General features: G+C 56.7%; 13 protein-coding genes. 4 read left to right on the plus strand and 9 right to left on the minus strand.

Annotated elements, in window-relative coordinates:
* Positions 1–54: 54 nt before the first annotated feature.
* The 3 genes from LVJ83_RS05395 to LVJ83_RS05405 all read right to left on the minus strand — a co-directional run bounded on the left by LVJ83_RS05395 (position 55) and on the right by LVJ83_RS05405 (position 3,701).
* Complete coding sequence (locus tag LVJ83_RS05395) at positions 55–1,272, minus strand: YbfB/YjiJ family MFS transporter (RefSeq protein WP_244787047.1); 1,218 nt, start codon at positions 1,270–1,272, stop codon at positions 55–57.
* 57 nt (positions 1,273–1,329) lie between these two features.
* Positions 1,330–2,322: an MBL fold metallo-hydrolase gene (locus LVJ83_RS05400; protein WP_244787050.1), complete on the minus strand. Its 993-nt coding sequence runs from the start codon at positions 2,320–2,322 to the stop codon at positions 1,330–1,332.
* A 209-nt stretch (positions 2,323–2,531) separates the two neighbouring features.
* A complete protein-coding gene (locus LVJ83_RS05405; protein ID WP_244787052.1) occupies positions 2,532–3,701 on the minus strand; it encodes an MFS transporter in 1,170 nt (389 codons plus the stop codon).
* A gap of 113 nt (positions 3,702–3,814) precedes the next feature.
* On the opposite strand from LVJ83_RS05405, the gene LVJ83_RS05410 reads away from it, so the two are divergent.
* The 3 genes from LVJ83_RS05410 (at position 3,815) to LVJ83_RS05420 (ending at position 6,683) form a co-directional block, all read left to right on the plus strand.
* Entirely contained in the window at positions 3,815–4,744 is a 930-nt protein-coding gene (locus LVJ83_RS05410; RefSeq protein ID WP_244787054.1) for a LysR family transcriptional regulator, read from the plus strand.
* A 364-nt stretch (positions 4,745–5,108) separates the two neighbouring features.
* Positions 5,109–5,552: a nuclear transport factor 2 family protein gene (locus LVJ83_RS05415; protein WP_244787056.1), complete on the plus strand. Its 444-nt coding sequence runs from the start codon at positions 5,109–5,111 to the stop codon at positions 5,550–5,552.
* Positions 5,553–5,579: 27 nt separating this feature from the next.
* Positions 5,580–6,683 carry an alpha/beta hydrolase gene (locus LVJ83_RS05420; RefSeq protein ID WP_244787058.1) on the plus strand — a complete coding sequence of 368 codons (1,104 nt, stop codon included), beginning with the start codon at positions 5,580–5,582 and terminating at the stop codon, positions 6,681–6,683.
* 250 nt (positions 6,684–6,933) lie between these two features.
* Here the strand turns inward: LVJ83_RS05420 and LVJ83_RS05425 are convergent, their stop codons facing one another.
* From LVJ83_RS05425 to LVJ83_RS05450, 6 genes are all read right to left on the minus strand, one after another.
* Entirely contained in the window at positions 6,934–8,049 is a 1,116-nt protein-coding gene (locus LVJ83_RS05425; protein WP_244787060.1) for a Fic family protein, read from the minus strand.
* A 309-nt stretch (positions 8,050–8,358) separates the two neighbouring features.
* Positions 8,359–8,799 (minus strand): MarR family winged helix-turn-helix transcriptional regulator, encoded by a 441-nt coding sequence (locus LVJ83_RS05430; RefSeq protein ID WP_280515226.1) that lies wholly within the window; start codon positions 8,797–8,799, stop codon positions 8,359–8,361.
* A 417-nt stretch (positions 8,800–9,216) separates the two neighbouring features.
* The gene (locus tag LVJ83_RS05435) at positions 9,217–10,017 is read right to left on the minus strand and encodes an SDR family NAD(P)-dependent oxidoreductase (protein ID WP_244787062.1); all 801 of its coding nucleotides are present in this window, start codon (positions 10,015–10,017) and stop codon (positions 9,217–9,219) included.
* Positions 10,018–10,044: 27 nt separating this feature from the next.
* The gene (locus LVJ83_RS05440; protein WP_244787064.1) at positions 10,045–11,166 is read right to left on the minus strand and encodes an MBL fold metallo-hydrolase; all 1,122 of its coding nucleotides are present in this window, start codon (positions 11,164–11,166) and stop codon (positions 10,045–10,047) included.
* 30 nt (positions 11,167–11,196) lie between these two features.
* On the minus strand, positions 11,197–12,039 hold the full coding sequence (locus tag LVJ83_RS05445) for an SDR family NAD(P)-dependent oxidoreductase (RefSeq protein ID WP_034616062.1): 843 nt from the start codon (positions 12,037–12,039) through the stop codon (positions 11,197–11,199).
* A gap of 158 nt (positions 12,040–12,197) precedes the next feature.
* The gene (locus tag LVJ83_RS05450; protein ID WP_244787066.1) at positions 12,198–13,100 is read right to left on the minus strand and encodes a LysR family transcriptional regulator; all 903 of its coding nucleotides are present in this window, start codon (positions 13,098–13,100) and stop codon (positions 12,198–12,200) included.
* A 238-nt stretch (positions 13,101–13,338) separates the two neighbouring features.
* Between LVJ83_RS05450 and LVJ83_RS05455 the strand changes: the two genes are divergently transcribed.
* Positions 13,339–14,316, plus strand: a complete 978-nt coding sequence (locus tag LVJ83_RS05455) for an aldo/keto reductase (RefSeq protein ID WP_244787067.1) — start codon at positions 13,339–13,341, stop codon at positions 14,314–14,316.
* Positions 14,317–14,318: the final 2 nt, after the last annotated feature.

Consider the following 14,318-nt stretch of genomic DNA (forward strand, 5'->3'; position numbering starts at 1 on the left):
TGCTTTATCGGTTGCCTGTGGTTTGATTGTAGAACAATTGGGCGGGAAGTCACGCTAAAATTTTCCACGCCGGCGGTTCAGCACTTCCAACAACAGCGCCAGCACCAGCGCCGCCGCGCCGATGGCAAACAGCGTGCGGTGGCCGCCGTGGGTGAGGTTGAACACCATCGACAGCAAATAACCGGCAGCGGCTTGAAAGGCGGCGAAAAACACCGTTGCCCGGCTCCAGCCCAGATGCTGTTTGTGCGGCTCGGGCACGGTTTCGTTAATCCGCGCCAACATCAGCGGCACAATGCCCGGCGGAAACGTGCCGATGATAACGGTCAGCCCGATCAGCAGCAGATAATGATCGCTGTAAGCCAGTGCAAACAAGGCCAGCATCTGAGCCAGCAGCACCATGCGCAGGGTCGGCTTGGCGCCGAAACGGTCGGCAAAATAGCCGTACAGCACCGGCCCGATCATCGAGCCGATACCGTACACGCCCCAAAACAGCGCGCCGGTGTGCGTGCCCAGCGCCATACCGCGTGCGATAAAATCCACCAGAAACACCGCCGGCGCCACAATGCTGACCGCAATCAGCGAATATTGCGCATACAGAATCCACAGCGGTTTCGGGGATGGCAAGTGCGGTGCGGCGTTGCCGTTTGCAGCCGCATCGGAATGTGCCGGCACCACGTGCAACAGCGGCGCAGGTTTGGGCAGATTCCACCAGCTCAACAAGGTCAGCAGCGCCGACACCACGCCCAAGCCGTACCAAGTGGCGCGCAGCCCCAAATCAATCAACAGCGGCACCAGCGTGGCCGAGGCAAAAATGCCCAACCCGATACCGAGAAAAATCGCCCCACTGGCCAAATTGCGGCTGCCGGCGGGCACATGCGGCAACACCGTGGCCGCCACCAACACCATAATCGCCCCGCCGGAAATGCCCGACACCAACCGCCACACAAAATACCACCCCACCGACAACGGAAACGCACAGGCGAAAAACGACAAAGTGACCGCCAACATCATCAGCCGCAAAGTGTGGTTGTTGGAAAAACGCGCCGCCAGCGGCCGCCCGAGCAACGCCCCGATCAGATAACCGGCCAGATTGGCCGCCCCCAGATAAGCCGCATCGGCCGAAGAAAACCAATGCTGGTTAATCAGCTCCGGCAAGAGCGGCGTGTAGGCAAAACGCGCCAGCCCGATAGCAATCAAACTGGCCGACAAACCTGCAAAAATATAGCGCATCATCGCACTGCGGGAAACGGCATGCGGCATGGTGTGTGACATGGGTTGCAATCCTCAATGAAAAAGGTGCTGTTTAGCACCCGTAAAACGAATGAGCCGTTATTTAAGCGGTAGAAATTCTGCCGGCAGCCAGCGATAGCCTTTGCCGTCTTTCACAATATGGCCGATACCGGGGAAAGGCAGGTGCGCCGCGCCTACCCATAAACGCTGCTGTTCGACCAGATTCAAAATCCGTTTGCGGGTGGCGATGGCTTTGGGTTGGTCGCTGTCGACTTCTACCGAAATATCAGGGTTTTTCAATTGAATAGAATGGCTGTGGATGATATCGCCCCACACCAGCAAACGCTGACTGCCGCTGCCGAGCAAATAGCCGGTCATGCCCGGCGAATGGCCGGCTTCGTCTACCGTTTCAATGCCGTGAATTGGGTTTTCGCCCCGCTTGAAGGTGCGGAATCTGCCCGCCGCCCGATAAGGTGCCACCGCGGCAACCGCCGCTTTAAAAAAGGCTTGGTCGTGCTCCGAGCGGCTTTGCGCCACTTTGCCGCCGAGCCAATAATCGGCATCATCTTCCGGCGCATACAACACGGCATTCGGAAACGCTATCGTGCCCTCGTCCGTGGTGACGCCGCAAGCATGATCGGGGTGCAGATGGGTAACCAGCACGCTGCTGATTTGCTCAGGCTGCACGCCGGAGGCTTTCAAGTTGTCGAGCATATGCCCCAGCCCGTCGCCGAGGCAGTTTGATGCACCGGCATCGATTAAGGTGTATCGGCCGTTTTGATTCAGCAGATAGGCATTCACCGAAGTTTGCACACCCTCTGCGGTTAAGGGCAGAAATAGGGCGTTAAACACATCTTTGGCTTCGTTGAGGCTGATGCCGCGCAACCACTGGTGCGGCAGGTTAACCGGCCCGTCGTATAAGGCTGTAACCGTGACGCCTTTGTCTAAAGGCAGGCGGAAATAACCGGCCACCTGCTGTTCCTGCACCCGCGCAGGGGCGGTGTGTTCAGGCAACGCGTGTGCCGCCGCTGTTGAAGCGGCTGCCAATGCCAAACTTGCCGTTAAGGCGTTTACCATTTGATGAAGTTTCATGTTTGCTCCTGTGTGAATGTCCGCAGTTTACAGGCCGTCTGAAAATAATGTGAACCGCAGTGCGACAAAAATATGGCAAAACACGACAAATTTTGCATCAAATGCGACGGGGGATTGCAAGGTGGAAAGACCGTCTGAAACTGCACTTTGTATCAGTGCATGTTCAGACGGTCTCTCCTTAGTCAAGCCTATTGAGCCTTTCCGCCTGCTCAAGCGCGGGTGGGTGTGGGGGTGGTTTTGTGGCGGTGGCCGGCCATCAGTGCGGCGATGGTCAGCAGCAGGGCGCCGGCCCAGGCGGTGTGGATCAGGCTGCTGTGCGCTACGATTTGTCCGCCGAGGGCGGCGCCGAAGGTGATGCCCAGATTGAAGGCGGCGATGTTGAAACCGGAGGCCACTTCAACCGCTTGCGGGGCGTCTTGCTGCGCTTGCTGCACCACCAGCAGTTGCAGCGGCGGCACGGTGGCGAAGCTGGTCAGCCCGAGCAGGATGGTGCTGACGGCAAGGGCGGCGGGGTGGGTTGCGGTGAGGATAAACGACAGCAACACCCACACCTGCGCGGCAAACAAAATTTTCAAGGCCGTGCGTGCGCCGCTGCAGTCGGCCAGCTTGGCGCCGAGAATGTTGCCGCTTGCCACGGCGGTGCCGTAAGCCACCAGCATCAGGCTGACGGCGTTATTGCCGAAGCCGCCCAGCTGTTGCAGTATCGGCGTCAGAAAGATAAACAACACAAAAGTGCCGCCGTAGCCGATCACGGTCATCGCATACACCTGCCACAGGCGCGGCGAAGTCAGCACCGCCAGCTGCTGCCTGCGGGTGGGCGGGGCGCCTTGCCGCAATTGGCGCGGGATAAACAGCAGGCTGCCGGCAAACGCCGCCACGCCCAGTGCCGACACGATTAAAAACGTGGTTTGCCAACCCAAATGTTGGCCGATAAATGTGCCCAGCGGCACGCCGGTAACCAGCGCCACGGTCAGCCCGGTAAACATCATCGCAATCGCTTGGGCGGCTTTTTCTTTGGCGACCAATTGGGTGGCAATGGTGGCGCCGATCGAGAAAAACACCCCGTGTGCCAGCCCGGTGACCACACGGGCGCTCAGCAAAGTGGCAAAGCCCGTCGCCTGCCAAGCGAGCAGGTTGCCGACCACAAAAACGGCCATCAGCATCAGCAGCACGTTTTTGCGCGGCCAGCGGGCGGTGGCGGCGGTCAGCAGCGGCGCGCTGACGGCAACCGACAAGGCATACAGGCTCACCGCCAGCCCAGCGGAAGGCAGGGTAACGCCCAAATCGGCGGCAATGGTGGGCAGCAGCCCGACAATCACAAATTCGGTGGTGCCGATGGCAAACGCACCGAGCATTAACGCAAACAAAGCAAGCGGCATGATTTTTTCCTCTTTGATGGATTCAGATGCAACAGAGGGCATCATGCCGCATTTATCTTTGCGAAAAAACACGGTAATATGCAAATTACTTTTACAAAAACCGCAAAAATAGCATGAAACTGGATTTAGACGCCTTGAATATCTTTGTGCAGATTGTCGACAGCGGCTCGCTCAGCGGCGCAGCGGCACGGCTTGATTTGCCTGTGTCGGCAGTGAGCCGCCAGCTTGCACGGCTGGAGGGCAACCTGCAACTGACGCTGTTGCAACGCAGCACCCGCCGTATGCAGCTCACCGATGAAGGGCGGCTGCTGTTGGCACAAGCGCGGCGGATACTGGACGAAGTACACCTGACCGAAGAGCGGTTGGCGATGCGGCGCGCCGAAGCCGGCGGCCTGTTGCGGGTGAACACGTCGGTGCCGGTGATGCTGCACGTGCTCGCGCCGCTGCTACACGAATTCCGCCGCCAATATCCGCAGATCGACATCGAGCTCGACAGCAACGACAACCTGATTGACTTAATCGAAGCGCGCACCGATGTCGCCCTGCGCATCGGCCGCCTGCAAGATTCCGCCATGCACGCCCGCCTGCTCGGGCACACCGCCGTCTGCGTGCTGGCTGCGCCCGCCTATCTGGCGCAACACGGCACGCCGCAAACCAGCGCCGATTTGGCACGCCACGCATTGCTCGGCTTCCGCAGCCCCGCCTCGCTCAACCAATGGCCGCTTCTCGACCACAACGGCAGGCTGCTGGAGATCGAACCCGCCATTCGGGCTTCCGGCGGCGAAACCCTGCGCCACCTTGCCCTCGCCGGCAACGGCATCGTCTGCCTTTCCGAGCTGATGACCTGGCAAGACCGCCAAAACGGCACGCTGGTGCCGGTGTTGCCGGAGCAGCAGCAAACCGTTACCCAACCGCTCTACGCCGTGTATTACCGCCACCGCACCTTATCCGCCCGCACCGCCGTGTGGATTGATTTTCTGGCGCAGCAAATCCCCCAAATGCCGTGGTATCGGGCGCAGGCGGCGCAGCCATCGGCAGGCTGAGGCCGTCTGAAAAGCCAAAGTGCGGTTTTTTAGCGATACAAGCCGACAAGCGGGCAGGCTGAAAACCATATGCCGCTTGCCCGCTTATGTTTGTGAATGAGGATAAACACAGCCAATCGTTTGCTGATAGGCAGATTGATTAAAGGAATCAATAAAGGCCGTCTGAAAAGCCCAAGTGCGGTTTCAGACGGCCTGTTCTTCACGAGAGAATCCTAGGGTGTCCTGACAATTCATGAATTTCCCTCATGATTTCTATGAGCATTGCCCCGCTAGTCAAGCCGGCTGTTTCTGCTTATGATAAATCCCATCGACGGCCATGTGACGGGCCGTCAACCGATTGATTTCACAATTAAAGGAAAAGAAAATGACTTTAGAACAACTGATCGACCGCCAAGCGTTAAAAGACTTGGTAGACACTTTTTCTAACTTGGCTGATGAAAAACGGGTGGCGGAGCAGATGCCGCTGTTTACCGAAGATGCGCAAGTCACCACCTATATCGGCGGCGAATTGTTTGCCGATATGCACGGGCGGGGCGAGATTGAAAAAGTGTTTACCGATTTTCTGGCGGGTTTTGAGCGTGTTTACCATTTGAACGGCCAGCACACGGTTACGTTTAACAGCAGCGACAGCGCCGATGCGATTAATTATTGTGCGGTGCAATTGGTCGGCGAGCAAGACGGCAAACAGGTGCTGCACAGCCACAGCGTGCGCTATCAGGACAGCTACCGCAAAATAGACGGCAAATGGCTGATTTCAAAACGCATTGCCAACTTTATGATCAGCGACAGCCGCGAAATCGGCGCTTAAGCACCGGTGCCGCAAGAGGAACACCGCATGAAAGCCAAAACATCCGCCTGGCTGCTTGCTGCCTTATCGTTGGCGTTGGCGGGCTGCCAACAGCTTGATCCGCAAGCGATTCATCTCGCCAAACAAGGCAGCTTCACCGTGGGCGGGCGCTACGTCACCCACCCCGGCACGTTCAGCCCCGATCATTTCATTTCACCGCAAGGCCAGCGGGCTTATGGCGATTTCGCCTACGTCAGCTACCAAACGCCGGTCAACGCCAAGCCTTATCCGCTGATTTTCCAGCACGGCGGCGCACAATCGAAGCGCACGTGGGAATCTACCGTCGACGGGCGCGACGGCTTCAACACCTTGTTTCTGAAACAAGGCTACAGCGTGTATCTGCTCGACCAGCCCCGCAGCGGCGAAGCCAATCTGTCGACCCAAGCGGTCACGCCCGACACGCCGTGGGCAGCCAACCCGATGTACGGCGACAAAACCCTCTACTTGCTTTCACGCATCGGGCATTACAACGCCCAAGGCGAAGCTGTGGCCAACGCCCAATTTCCGAGCGGCGAAGCTCATTATCAGGCATTCCAACAAAGCTGGACCATCGGCTCCGGCCCGCTGGACAATGATTTGAACGCCGATGTGCTGGCGCAACTGGTCGAACAAACCGGCGGCGCCGTGCTGGTTACCCACTCCATGGGCGGCACCATCGGCTGGCGCACCGCCTTGCGCAGCGACAACGTTAAAGCCATCATCGCCTATGAACCCGGCGGCACCCCGTTTATCTTCCCCGACAGCGAAATGCCCGCCGTTACCCAAGCCCGCTTCGCCGCCCTCAGCGCCACCGCCCTCGGCGTGCCGATGGCAGAATTTCTGAAACTCACCCGCATGCCGATCGTGCTGTATTACGGCGACTACATCAAGGTCGGCTCCGAGCATGTCGGCGAAGACAAATGGGGCACCGAGCTGGAAATGGCGAAACAATTTGTGGCCGCCATCAACCGCCACGGCGGCGACGCCACCCTCGTCCACCTGCCCGACATCGGCATCAGCGGCAACTCACATTTCCTGATGGGCGAAAAAAACAACCGCCAACTGGTTGCGCTGGCGGCTGCATGGCTGAAAGAAAAAGGGTTGGATCGGTAAGGTTAACGAGTTCATCAGTCAGGCCGTCTGAAAACCGCACTTGGGGTGTCAACGTGCGGTTTGGGCGGCGTTTTATTATCTGAAGGTAATGAATTAAATGTGATTTAAGAGTAAATATTATTTTTTGGCGTAAGAGACAAAAAGGCTGTTTTTCCTAACCATTAGAAGCAATTAGGTCAGTCATTTCATGTTCCGGCTTAAGTAAATGAATCATATTTTTACGGTTATGATCGCTACCCGCCAGGGTGTCCTATACCCTGACCAACGCCATCATTTGCTCAAAAGAATACAAAGCTGATTTTCGCCCCGCAGCTTCTTCTTTTATGCTCAAAATCTTCTTTTCAAGCAGGGATTTGGTGAAGCGGTTGGCGGTAGCAGGCGGAATGCCGGTTAATTCCGCCAAGCGGTTGTTGCGAAAGACGGGATAGGTGAAGACAAAATCCAGTACAGCCAATGAATACTTAGAAGATAGTGTTTCGGTGAAGACAGTTTTCATCTCTTCATATAGTGCCTGAATATTCTGGGCAATCGCCAGATTGTGTGCCGCTTGCCACTGCACCGCTTCTAAGAAAAAAATGCACCAGCTATGCCAATTACCCGTTTGTGAAACCTCGCGCATTAAATCAATATAACGCTCTTTGTGTTCTTCAAAGTAGCCGCTGATATAAAAATGCGGCGCGCCGATGGTTTTAGATTGCCAGAGCATTAGGGTAATCAGCATTCTGCCGATACGGCCGTTGCCGTCTTGAAATGGGTGCAGAGCTTCGAATTCTAAATGAGAGATGGCAGTTTTAACCAGCGTAGGGGCTGGGTCGTGGTTAATATACTGAAAAAGTTTGTCGATTCCCTCTTCTAATTTTTCGGGGCTGATGGGAACAAACAAGATAGCTTTCTTACCTCGATCAGCCAGATAGTTTTGTTCGCGCTTAAAAGTGCCGGGCGCTTTAGCCGCACCACGCCCGTAGGATAAAAGCTGCTGGTGCATGGTTTTAAGCACAGATTTACTGAAGGGATAACCCTCCTCTATGGCTGCTTGGGCATTTTTTAAGGTTCGCTGGTAAAGAATGGTTTCAACAATATCAGAACGTACCTCCATAGAATCGTCGCCTTCAGAAAAATCGGCCTCATACTGCATGATTTCGTCCATGGTACTGATGGTGCCTTCCATTCGTGACGAAATCACGGCTTCTTGGTTGCGTAATGGCGCCAACAAAATTTCGCTGTTGTGCAAGTTTTTCAGCATCTGATCATAACGGGCGAGTGCATCGGTTGCCTGTAACAGTCCGGGCATGAGTTGGATATAATCCAAAGATTGTGGAGGAAACTGATCGTAATGGTATTGTACGGCGTGATCTAACTTCAGCATGGGCGTCCTATTTCTCTGTGGAGCGAAATTTGTTAATCAAAAAGTAGCCATTTTGATTGGCAATCGATATTGTCGCTCATTTATGCATCGCAAACAAGTTTGTCAATCAAATTTTGAGAAAAGTGATTAACAAATCATCTTGTCACCCACCAATGAGGCGCAAAACCACTTGTGCCTCATTTTTATGTTTTTTTGATTGACAAACGCCGTCTGAAACCGCACTTGGGGTGTCAACGTGCGGGTTTCAGACGGCCTGATTTTACGGCACTAAAGCCTTAGGGTGTCCTGACAATTCAGAATGCACGCTTTTTACGATGATGCTTGGTTGGGGTCGTACGCCAGCAGGCGCTTGCTGATGCTGCGCAGCAGGGCGGCTTCTTCCGGGCTGATGGGCACGCATTGTGCCATTTGCTCGGGCACGGCGGCGGCTTGCGATTCCAGCGCGCGGCCTTGTGCGGTCAGTGCGATTTGCACCACGCGTTCATCGTATTCGGCGCGCCGGCGCTCAAGCAGCCCTTTTTGCTGCAAACGCTTGAGCAGCGGGGTGAGCGTGCCGCTGTCGAGATGCAGTTTGCCGCCGATTTGGCTGACACTCTGCCCGTCGTGTTCCCACAGCACTATCATCACCAGATATTGCGGATAGGTTAAATCGATCGCCTCTAAAAACGGCGTGTAGCGGCGGGTGATTTCTTTCGACAGCGCATACAGCGGAAAGCAGAGCTGGTTATCCAATTTTAATTGTTGGTACATTCAGACGGCCTCGATGGCGCAAAAAAAGATAAATGGCGGTTTAAAAAAGCCGCGCTGTTTGTTTCATACCGAATAGGATAGAGAAAAATTAAATTTCTCGCAATCTGATTTTATGAAATTTATTTTTCAGACGGCGCGGAAATGGCATTGAGGAACAAGCAATGCGGTGGGGCGAAGGGTGGAAAAGCGCCATGCCGGTTGTGATTGAAGCGGCTGAAAGAATATCAGGCCGTCTGAAACCGCACTTTGGTTTTTTCAATCAAACACCCTAATCCATACCGTTTCCCCGCGAATGTGTGTTAATTGGCGGCACGTTATCCAATGCATTGATGTGGAAATGATTTTATCTGTTGCATAAGGCAAAGGCCGTCTGAACCGCACTTTTATTATCCAAAGTGCGGTTCAGACGGCAAGCGGCTATACGCCGCGGCTTAGGGGGGAGCCGGGTTTTGCACGTTCGGCGTGAATACGGGCTTTTTCTTCCTCGCTGCGGGTTTTGTTGTCGTGCCAGGCTTGTTGGGTGGTGCTGTCGCCGCCGACGACGTTGGTGTCGCCGCGCTGCATGGCTTGGTAGCCTTGGCGGGCGACTTGGGCGGGGTCGTTTTTCCAGCTGTTGTCGCCGAAAGCGGTGGTTTGCATGCCGGCGCGGGCGTGGAATTCGGTGGCGGTGGCGCCGGGGTGGAGGTTGGTTACGCTGATGCCGCTGTCTTTCAACTCTTCACGAATGCTGTTGCCGAAGGCGCTTAAAAAGGCTTTCGACGGGCCGTATACGCTTTCATACGGGGTGGGCGTGCTGGCGGAAAGTGAGCTGACCAGCAGAATTTTGCCGCCGCCTGCGGCGATCATCGGCGGAATCAGCGCATGTGCCAGCCGCACCGGCGAGGCCATGTTGAGCGCCATCAGCTGCAAATGTTTTTCCAATGGGTTGTCGATAAAGGCGCCGCCGACGGCGATACCGGCGTTGAGCACCAACACCCGCACCGTGCGCCCGCTGTGGCGGACGGCATCGAGCACGGCTTGATTGCCGGCTTCGGTCGCCAAGTCGGACTGCACGGCGATGACTTCGCCGCCGTGGCTTTTCAGGCTGTCGGCGGCGGCAAATACGCGTTCGCCGGCGCCGGTGATGATTAAATCATGGCCGTCGGCTGCCAGCAGGCGGGCGATTTCGAGGCCGATGCCGGCGGAGCCGCCGGTAATCAGGGCTAAAGGTTTGCTCATGTGAATCTCCTTATTTTAATGATTAGGTTACTGACCGCTTTGCAACAAGGCCGGGTTTTGCCACCAATGGTCGTTTTGGAAGCGGTGCGGCTGGTATTTTTCGCCCATTTTCGGCACGTCTAACGGCAGGCCGGCACGTTGGGCGGCGGCGTTTGTGCGCTTGATCGATTCGTTCCACGGGTTGCGGCCGAGGCTGAATACGCCCCAGTGAATCGGCAGCATGCGCGCGGCGCCGAGATCGAGGGCGGCTTGCACGGCTTGTTCGGGGAACATATGGGTGTTCGGCCAGCCGGGGTTGGCGGCGTCGATTTCGATAAAGGCGAGGTCGAAGCCGGCGTATTTTTTACCGATTTCGGCGAAATGCCGTCCGTAGCCGGAATCGCCGCTCCAAAACAGCCGTTTGCCTGCGCCTTCGATCACAAACGAAGCCCACAGGGTTTTATTGCGGTCGTTGCGCCAGCGGGCGGAATAGTGCAGTGCGGTTTCGGCATGGAAAGTCAGCCCAGCAACGGTGGCGCTGTCGCCCCAGCCCAGCTCGGTGATGTTTTCAGACGGCACGCCCCACGATTGCAAGCGTGCGCCCACACCGAGCGGGGCAACAAAGTGCGGTATCGCACCCGCTGTCGGTTTTGCCAAACGGCGGATGGTGGCGGCTTCGAGGTGGTCGTAATGGTCGTGGGTGATCAGCACGATATCGGCGGCGGGCAAGGCGTTGCGCGCGATCGGCGCCGCTTGGAAGCGCGGCACCACAAACGGCAGGTTGAGCGGTGCGGCATTGTCAAGCACGGGGTCGATAATCAGCCGTTTGCCGTCCAATTCAAGAATGGCGCTGCTGTGGCCGAGCCAGTAATAGGCAAAAGGTTCGGCTTGGGCAAAGCTGCTGCCGTCTAATGCCGCCATCGGCAGCGGCGCGGCGGGGGCATAACCGCTGTAGCGCCGCCAGCCGCCTTTGCCGGCCGCTTTTTCGGGGTAAAACACCAATTCGTCATACAGGTTGTGAAAGCGGCCGTCACGGTAATAATCGAGCGATGCGAAACGGGTTTCATCGGGCAGCGCGCCGATATTGCGGGATAGCTGACAGCCCGCCGCCGCCACGGCAACGGCCAGTGCGGTCAAGGTGTAGAGGCTGTAGCGTTGCCATTTTTTCATCAAATCACGTTCCTTTCGCGGCGGGAAGCCTTATGATTGAACCCATTCGGCAAAACGCGCCTGCCAATCGGGGTGCCAGCGTGACAGCGCCGGTCGGTTGTGAATCATGTCGTCTGCCGCCCATTGAATGCGTTTGGCATCGAGTTCGGCGCTGACGGCATTGTCGGGGCAGATCAGGTAAAAATCGCCTTGCGTAAAACGGTCGGCAAAATAATCGGCCACCTGCGCCGCCGTCCACGGCTCATCGGGTTTGTCGGCCGGCCGGCGCAAATCCTGATCGGGGAAGTTCATCGGCGTCCAGGTATAGCCCGGCACCAGCAGATGGGCGCTGATTTTGTCGCCGGCGGTTTGGCGCAATTCGTGTGCCAGCTGCTCGGTCAGCACTTTCACCCCGGCCTTGGCGACCGAGTAGGCGGCATTGCCCGGCGGTGTGGTGATGCCTTCTTTCGAACCGAGGTTTACCACTGCACTGCGCCCGGATTGCGCCAGCATCGGCGGCACAAACAGCGCCTGCGCCTGCACGATGGCAAACAGGTTTACCTCCAGCTGCCGCCGCCACGCCGCCATTTCGCCCCACGGCCCGGCGCCGGCGAGAATGCCGGCATTGTTGATTAAAAGTGCGGTTTCGCCAAAGCGCCCGAAAGCGGTGTCGCGCAAACGGGTGAGATCATCACTCGACGCCACATCGCCGACCACCGCCTCGGTTTCGGTGTTTAGCGTTGCCGCCAGTGTGTTTAACGCCGCCGCATCACGGTCGAACAGGCACAAGCGCATGCCGAATCCGGCCAATTTGTGCGCCAGCGCCGCGCCGATGCCGTTGGCCGCACCGGTAATCACCGCCGCCCGCCCCGGTTGTAAAATATCCTGCTTCATGTTGCTGCTCCGTGTTGCATTGATTTTGACTATTATCGGCAAAACAAGCACGGGAAACAATGTATTGAAATGTGATTTCAGAATGAACGAAAATGCAATAATCAGGCCGTCTGAAACCGCACTTTGGCTTTTCAGACGGCCTGATGGTGTTGATATGGCTATAAAAATTCTTTGCGTAGAATGTCTGCCAAGATATCGAACACCAGTTTCACCCGTGCCGGCAGTAAGGTGGCGGAGGGGCGGTAAACATACAGCTGCCACGGCTCTGCTTTATAGCGGTTCAACACCGGCACCAGCTCACCGCGCTTGATATACGGCATCGCCAGATGGTCGGCTAAGTGGGCAAACACCCGTCCGCCGAGCGCCGCCGCCACTTCCGCTTCGGCATTGGCGGTGATAAAGCGCGGATTTTTCGGCAGAAATGCGGCGCCGTCGGCAAACTGCCATTGCCACATTCGTCCGGTGTGCGGGTTGATCAGGCCGCTGAGCGGAAAATTTTGCTGCAAATCGTGTAAATCTTTCGGCTCGCCCCATTGCGCCAGCAGCGACGGCGCCGCCACCACTTGCGCCCCCATCGGCATAATCGGGCGCACCACCAAGCGGTTGTCGGGCATGCTGCTGATGCGGATGCCGACATCAATCTGTGCATCGACAATATTCACATGCGCCTCGCTCACCCGCCAGTCGAGCACGATGTCGGGGTAGTCGTCCAAACGGCTTAACACCGCCTGAAGCAGCGCTTCGTTTTGGATAAAGCGCGGCAGCGCCACCCGCACCACGCCGCGCATTTCGCCCTGCAACGGGGTTTGCGCCGCTTGGAACAAGGCCTCGCCGTCTGAGAGCCATTGCCGTGCCAACGGGTAAAAATATTCGCCGTAACGGGTGAGCTTGATTTGGCGGGTGTTGCGCTGAAACAGAATTTCGCCCAGCTCTCTTTCCAGCCGGCGAATGGTGCGCGACACCATCGGCGCCGCCACGCCTAAGCGCACCGCCGCTTCGTTGAATTGCAGCGTTTCCGCCGCCGTGCAGAAAATGCGCAATGCTTCCGGTTTGTTCAGCATATCACCGTCCTGTTTGGGTTTTGGGAACACTATAGCAAAATCCGAGGGCAAGTTATATTGTGCTGAACCGAGGCCGTCTGAAACCGCACTTTGGGTTTTTCAGACGGCCTTTTCATGCCCGCACCCGATTGTTTAACCACGCTAAACGGCTTATTCGGCAAAGTGCGGTTTATCTCAACAGCGGATCGGGTTATGCTGAATGTCGACATATTTTTATCGCAACCCACAGGAGCAAATCATGAAACACAGACAATTGGGCGGCGCACAAGGCTTGAGCGTATCGGCGCTGGGCTTGGGCTGCATGCGCATGACGTTCGGCGATGCGCCGGTCGGCGACAAAGCGCAGATGATTGCATTTATCCGCCAAGCCGTTGCACGCGGAGTCAGCTTTTTCGACACCGCCGAATTATACGGCCCGTTTGACAATGAAGAATTGGTGGGCGAAGCGCTGGCGCCGTTTAAAAACCAAGTGGTTATCGCCACCAAATTCGGTTTCAATCCCGATAAAGACGGCAAGCCGACCATCGCCGCCGGGCTGAACAGCCGCCCCGAGCGCATCCGCCAAGTGGCGGAAGCCTCGCTCAAACGCTTGCAGGTTGAGGCGATTGATCTGTTTTACCAACACCGCCCCGATCCGAATGTGCCGGTGGAAGAGGTGGCCTCAGCGGTGAAAGAGTTGATTGCCGAGGGCAAGGTGAAGCATTTCGGACTGTCGGAATCGAACGCCGAACAAATCCGCCGCGCCCATGCCGTGCAACCCGTTACCGCCCTGCAAAGCGAATATTCGCTGTTTTGGCGTGAAATCGAGCAAAACGATGTGCTGGCAACTTGTGAAGAGCTGGGCATCGGATTGGTGCCTTACAGCCCGCTCGGGCGCGGCTTTCTCACCGGCACCATCACGGTCGGTCAAAAATTTGCCGCCAACGATATTCGGGCTAACAATCCGCGTTTTACCGATGAGGCGATTCGCGCTAATCAGGCGGTAGTGGATTTGTTGCTGCGCATCGGGCAGGAAAAGGGCGGTGCGACACCTGCACAAATCGCGTTGGCTTGGTTGTTGGCACAAAAACCTTGGATTGTGCCGATTCCCGGCAGCCGCAACCTGAAGCGCTTGGACGAAAATCTGGGTGCTGCGGATATTGTACTGACCCCCGCCGATTTATCGGCCATCGAACAAGCGATGGCAGAGATTGAAGTGGTAGGCGCGCGGTATTGATA

The sequence above is a fragment of the Uruburuella testudinis genome (assembly GCF_022870865.1).
GTDB classification, from domain to species: Bacteria; Pseudomonadota; Gammaproteobacteria; order Burkholderiales; family Neisseriaceae; genus Neisseria; species Neisseria testudinis.

What these genes read in the sequence shown, in the direction of transcription:
- LVJ83_RS05395 (WP_244787047.1), bottom strand. Translation starts at nt 1,272, where the DNA reads ATGTCACACACCATGCCGCATGCCGTTTCCCGCAGTGCGATGATGCGC.
- LVJ83_RS05400 (WP_244787050.1), bottom strand. Translation starts at nt 2,322, where the DNA reads ATGAAACTTCATCAAATGGTAAACGCCTTAACGGCAAGTTTGGCATTG.
- LVJ83_RS05405 (WP_244787052.1), bottom strand. Translation starts at nt 3,701, where the DNA reads ATGCCGCTTGCTTTGTTTGCGTTAATGCTCGGTGCGTTTGCCATCGGC.
- LVJ83_RS05410 (WP_244787054.1), top strand. Translation starts at nt 3,815, where the DNA reads ATGAAACTGGATTTAGACGCCTTGAATATCTTTGTGCAGATTGTCGAC.
- LVJ83_RS05415 (WP_244787056.1), top strand. Translation starts at nt 5,109, where the DNA reads ATGACTTTAGAACAACTGATCGACCGCCAAGCGTTAAAAGACTTGGTA.
- LVJ83_RS05420 (WP_244787058.1), top strand. Translation starts at nt 5,580, where the DNA reads ATGAAAGCCAAAACATCCGCCTGGCTGCTTGCTGCCTTATCGTTGGCG.
- LVJ83_RS05425 (WP_244787060.1), bottom strand. Translation starts at nt 8,049, where the DNA reads ATGCTGAAGTTAGATCACGCCGTACAATACCATTACGATCAGTTTCCT.
- LVJ83_RS05430 (WP_280515226.1), bottom strand. Translation starts at nt 8,799, where the DNA reads ATGTACCAACAATTAAAATTGGATAACCAGCTCTGCTTTCCGCTGTAT.
- LVJ83_RS05435 (WP_244787062.1), bottom strand. Translation starts at nt 10,017, where the DNA reads ATGAGCAAACCTTTAGCCCTGATTACCGGCGGCTCCGCCGGCATCGGC.
- LVJ83_RS05440 (WP_244787064.1), bottom strand. Translation starts at nt 11,166, where the DNA reads ATGAAAAAATGGCAACGCTACAGCCTCTACACCTTGACCGCACTGGCC.
- LVJ83_RS05445 (WP_034616062.1), bottom strand. Translation starts at nt 12,039, where the DNA reads ATGAAGCAGGATATTTTACAACCGGGGCGGGCGGCGGTGATTACCGGT.
- LVJ83_RS05450 (WP_244787066.1), bottom strand. Translation starts at nt 13,100, where the DNA reads ATGCTGAACAAACCGGAAGCATTGCGCATTTTCTGCACGGCGGCGGAA.
- LVJ83_RS05455 (WP_244787067.1), top strand. Translation starts at nt 13,339, where the DNA reads ATGAAACACAGACAATTGGGCGGCGCACAAGGCTTGAGCGTATCGGCG.